Here is a 5005-nt window from a genome sequence, read left to right as displayed (position 1 = left end):
AATTAGTCTGCTATGGCATGACAATCGCTAGCTGGTATCTCGTGTTTAGCAACTCCGAGCGGGTGCAATCGACAGAATTACCAGCGGCTACTCAAGACGAGCGGAGCATCGATGTGCCGCATAGTCCATTACCCCACCCCAGCCCTCCCCTTATAAAGGGGAGGGAGCAGGAAAGCCCCCCCTTTATAAGGGGGGGTTGGGGGGGTAAATCAACCTCAACCGAAGCTAGTTTTTACCCATCGGTATGCACTAGCCCTAATTCAGGAGTAGACAACAAAGAGTGCGCTCGTCTCACGACTCAAATCGCCCAAGTCACGACACCAATTCCGCCAATCGGGATTCCGACACTATCACTACCCATTACCCTCCCCGCCTTACTCCTGCCCAGTAGCTCAATTTTCCCGATTAATTCCATCCTGACACCAGAACTAATTCTTGCGCCCAATAATACCCCCGCAGTACCTTCAACCAATGCGCCGACAGCACCAACTAGAGATCCGCGCTTTATTATCGCCCCACAGGTACTAGATCCTAACGCTGTCGATCCGTTTTCTACTCAATTTATCCTTAATGGTAATCGAGTTTCGCACCTGACTTCGACAGTAGCAGTTGCCGGATTTGAGACGGGGAATTTTCGCAATACCGATTTAAGTTTCGATGTATATAAGCTAATTGGAGCTAAAAGTATTCAAAGCGTCACCGCCGATCGGGTAGTTCGCGTCAATAGTCAGGTAGAATCGACAGGGATTCGGAGTGTCATTCAAAACCAGAATATTGCTGTCTCTGTCGCCCAGCCGCAAACTTTACTAGGATTTCGCCAACAAATTAGTCTCGATGGTAACTGTTTGGATGGTTCCGGGCGAATTTGTACCTATTTACCGGGGATTAAAATTGATGAGAGCGTACTCGATCCTCAGAAATTACAGCCGAAAAGTGTCAATATTACCTCCCAATTTGGCGATGTAATTTCGCCTGCATCCCTAGCCGCAATTCGGGAACCAGGATTTCAAGGCGGTGCGAATGGACAAAATTTTGGCATCGATTTAAATCTTCCCGCTGTCGGCTTAGTCGAACCACCGCCAGGTTCGCCACTCCCAGTTTTAACTGGAGAACGCCACGAAACGTATAGATCTGAGGTGGCGGTACATTATGCCCGGATGAATAAGAACTTTGCGACAAATGGGAAAGAATCGACATTAGGACGCACGATTCGATCGCTCAATTATGTTAACGGCGATCGCAATCAATTAGCAAATGCCTTGACTAATGCGATCGGTCAAATTCTACCAGAATTTCAACCCAGCATCGCTCCTGGCGAAACAGGCGCGCGAGTTGTCGTCAATCCCAACCTATTTCGAGCCGCAAATGCCCTCCGCCTGCCCGATAATAGCCTGACGGTGTATCAGTCGGGTACTGGCTCTGCGCCTAGTTTTGGTAAAGATCCTAGAGTTCCCCCCGGAGCCAGCCATCAGGCACTCTGGGTAGGCATGTCTCCTGTCGTCGAGCGAGAATTTACGCGCGATTATCGGTACATTACCCTCCGCGAACCCCGCGTGGTGGCTAGTGGTGGCGGCGAAGGTGGGAATATCCCCATCGAAGTCAGTCTCAATAATTTCGGGTTTAATTCTGGCGGCTTGCAAAACGCTTACGGGCAAGGCTACGTTACCGTATTTAATCGCGATGTTTCGAGAGTAGATACCGAGACGATTCGCCAGCGCACCGATTATTATCCGCACATTAGCTTTACAGGCGCGAATCTGACTGAAAATAGCCTCTGGCGATATTATACTGGTGCGATCGTCAATGCAGGTTTTGAGCCGAAAACTACCTCTAATCTTAAAGCTTATATCGGTACCGATTATGCGATCGTCAATCCGGTGGGCTTGAGTTTTAACGTCGGCGGCATCGGCTATCTCAATCCCGATCCTGAATATTACAGTCAATTATTTGCCAATGCAACTCAATCGATTCCACTCGGATCCGATCCGCGTAATAGTCTCGTTTTAGGATTTAATGCTAACTATATCGTCGATGGCGCAATTACAATCCAATCGCTCCCCATCCGCTCCGCTCAAAGCTTTATCAATGCCGGAATCTCTCTCAATCTTGGCGATGTTTCCATCGGCGGCACGCAATTTTTTGGTAATATATTATCAGAATCTGTCGATAATAAAACCGTATTTAATATCGGCTGGAAAGTTACCGACAGACTTAAACTCGGCGGATTTATCAGCGCATTCGATCGCAATATATCAACCAATCCCTTCGGCGCAAATCTCAGCTACGATCTCGACCCCGATTCAAATTCAGCCATTTATTTAGGCTGGAACGCAGCAGAAATCGACTTCCGCCGCACCCTCGGCTCGACGGCAAATGTTTATAAAGATAATACCATTAGCGTCTCGATTCGCTATGGATTTTAGATCGTCATGACTACGGTGTATGCACAAGTCGGCTAGACTTCGTTTAAGATGTATTCTTCAGCTATCAGCTTCAGTCTATCTCCCTCTAATATTAATCTATCGATCGCATCTTTAATCTCCAGATATGGTTGGCGTGCGTCTATTTTCTCTCGTTCAATCTGCCGTCGTGTTTCCGATCTAACCGTACCCGCCCATTTACGTTTACCAAAAATATCTAAACCAACAGATATGACACTATCAGCATGAGATTGATTAGCGTTTTGATTGATAGTCCGAATGACAGCATTGATTTCTTTCTTAATAATTCGGAGTTGCTTTTGGGATAGATTGATTTGTTTAACTTGTAGCTTGACAGATTTAGGATTATCTAACACTAAGGTAATTTGACTGTTGATTTCTTGAATTCTCTGAATATCCATAGCTTAAATCATCCTTACTCGTTGTAAATCTTCCATCGCGCCTTGATAATCGCCTATTGCCGATCGAGCCGTACTTCTTCTGTTGTATGCTTCGGCATTATTAGGATCTATTTTTAGTGCAATTGTATAAGATTCGATCGCTCCTTTGTAATCACCTGATTCTGAAAGCTTATTTCCTAATAATATGTAACTTTTTATACTGTCTTCTTTAGCTTGTACATCATAGCCAAGTTCATAAAAAACTTTTGCTCTTAGCAGGTACGCCCACAAATTTTTTGTGTCAAGTTTTACAACCTTATTATAGTCAGCAATTGCTCCTTGCTTCCTTCCTAAAATATATCGAGTCACTCCTCTTTTTAGAATGGCTAACTCACAATTAGGATCGATTTTCAAAGCTAATTCATAATTCGTAAGTGCAGCATGAGGATTTTGTTGTTGATGCTGGATATTTCCACGGTTTATCAGTATTAAAATAACAGCAGATAATAGCTTTTCATGTTCGTTAAATTGTTCTAAGTAGTTTTTAGCATATTCATTATTTAGCTCGATTGCACATGAAAAAGCCTCAGCAGCTTGATTTATTTTTTCCAAATAGATGCAACATAGCCCTTTATGCAGATGAGCATTTATATATTCTGAGTTTATACCGATAGCTTTCTTGAAGTTTATCAAAGCATGTTCATAATTCTCAAGAGATATTAAGTTTAGCCCTTTATTGTGATATGCATCTGCATTGAGAGGATTTATTTCAATAACTTGTTGAAAATCATTTATAGCTTTCTGGTAATTTTTACAGTCCATGTATGATAGTCCTCTATTCATATATGCTATTTGACAATCAGGTTTAACTATTAAGGCTAGATCGTAATCTTGAAATGCCTTGAAATAACATCCCAATTGAGCATAAACCCAACCACGATTTGTCAATGATTCAACATTTTTAGGATTTAGCCGTAAAGCTTGCGTGTAATCATCAATCGCGTCTTGATAGTAGCCTAATGGTATGTAAATCGAATAAGAACGAACAGTATAAGCATCGTAATAATCTGGATCGATATCAAGTGCTTTTTGAAGATTTATAAGTGCATCTTGATAATTTGATGATGCGATTTGCTCTACAGCTAAATTAAAAAAATATTTAGCATCTCGATCGTATTGATTAGAAGAGAGTGGCTTATCATGAGTACTGATTGTAGCTACAGAATTTTTCTTGGCTAATTGTAGACCTCTGCTAATTATGGGAGAAGAGTATCTTGTCATATATCGATCGCTAGAATCAGTATTATTTTGATAATTTTCGGAAGTCATATTTATATGCTCAGTTTAATTGTTCCTTAATTTCTTGTAGCTCTGCCTGAGCATGTCTAATCTGCTCATCAAGCTCTTGAGCCATATCAGCTAATAAATCTTGTCCCACCTCTTTAGCAGTATCAGATCGATATTTTAATTCATATAGTTCTGTTTCTTTAACTGCTTCAAATTCTTGTTTAATCGCACGTAATCGTTCTCGACATTGGGCGATTTTACGAATCACTCGGATTAATTCTGCTACAACTCCATCGCCTTTTACTGATTCAGGGCTGCTTTCCCAATTATGTAAAATCGCCTTGAGTGCTTCGATATCGCCCGCTTCATAGGCTTGATTGGCAGCTATCATCAATTCTTGGCGGCGGACTTTTTCAACCGGATCTGTGGTTAGATCTGGATGGATGCGTTTAGCGACTTCTCGATAGAGTTTTTTGAGATCTTCCGATGGGGTAAAATCTGTTGATGATTCCAGATATGCCATGTACTCAGCAATCTGTTCCTCGATGCGATCGAGTTCTGTATATCGAGTACCGATAATTTGCTGATATTCGCGATCGAAATTCTGTAACTCAGCGTGAAGGGTGGTTAAATCTAACTCTCCTTGCACTAATTCTGTTTCGAGTGTTGCTAGTTCCGCAGATTTACGCTGTAGCTCTTCATCTTCGGGGGTAACTTGTAAGATTAATTGGGTACTCATGGCAAAATTCTCATCTCTTCACCCGATCGCTATAAGATGTATCGAAGGACTGAGATTAGTATGCCCAAATTTTGGGACGTAGATTGCTATTATGTTAAATTTTTTTATCAATTAATTGTCAAACTGGCTAGCACAGATCCCCGACTTCTTAAAGAAGT

At 42.1% G+C, this 5005-nt stretch carries 4 protein-coding genes; 1 reads left to right on the top strand and 3 read right to left on the bottom strand.

Features of this window, described 5'->3' with window-relative positions:
- The coding region (locus Q0R35_RS07800) for a hypothetical protein (RefSeq protein WP_295615691.1) at positions 1-2423 on the top strand (2423 nt) is incomplete at its 5' end.
- Between the two features lie 32 nt (positions 2424-2455).
- On the opposite strand, the gene Q0R35_RS07795 is transcribed toward Q0R35_RS07800, so the two are convergent.
- The 3 genes from Q0R35_RS07795 to Q0R35_RS07785 are packed head-to-tail and all read right to left on the bottom strand — an operon-like array spanning position 2456 to position 4847.
- The gene (locus tag Q0R35_RS07795; protein ID WP_295615688.1) at positions 2456-2842 is read right to left on the bottom strand and encodes a hypothetical protein; all 387 of its coding nucleotides are present in this window, start codon (positions 2840-2842) and stop codon (positions 2456-2458) included.
- Between the two features lie 3 nt (positions 2843-2845).
- Positions 2846-4150, bottom strand: a complete 1305-nt coding sequence (locus Q0R35_RS07790) for a tetratricopeptide repeat protein (RefSeq protein WP_295615685.1) — start codon at positions 4148-4150, stop codon at positions 2846-2848.
- Positions 4151-4160: 10 nt separating this feature from the next.
- Entirely contained in the window at positions 4161-4847 is a 687-nt protein-coding gene (locus Q0R35_RS07785; RefSeq protein ID WP_295615682.1) for a J domain-containing protein, read from the bottom strand.
- Positions 4848-5005 lie beyond the last annotated feature (158 nt).

Source organism: Chamaesiphon sp. GL140_3_metabinner_50 (assembly GCF_025361915.1).
Taxonomy (GTDB): Bacteria; Cyanobacteriota; Cyanobacteriia; order Cyanobacteriales; family Chamaesiphonaceae; genus Chamaesiphon.
This window is presented reverse-complemented; position numbering and strand designations above follow the sequence as displayed.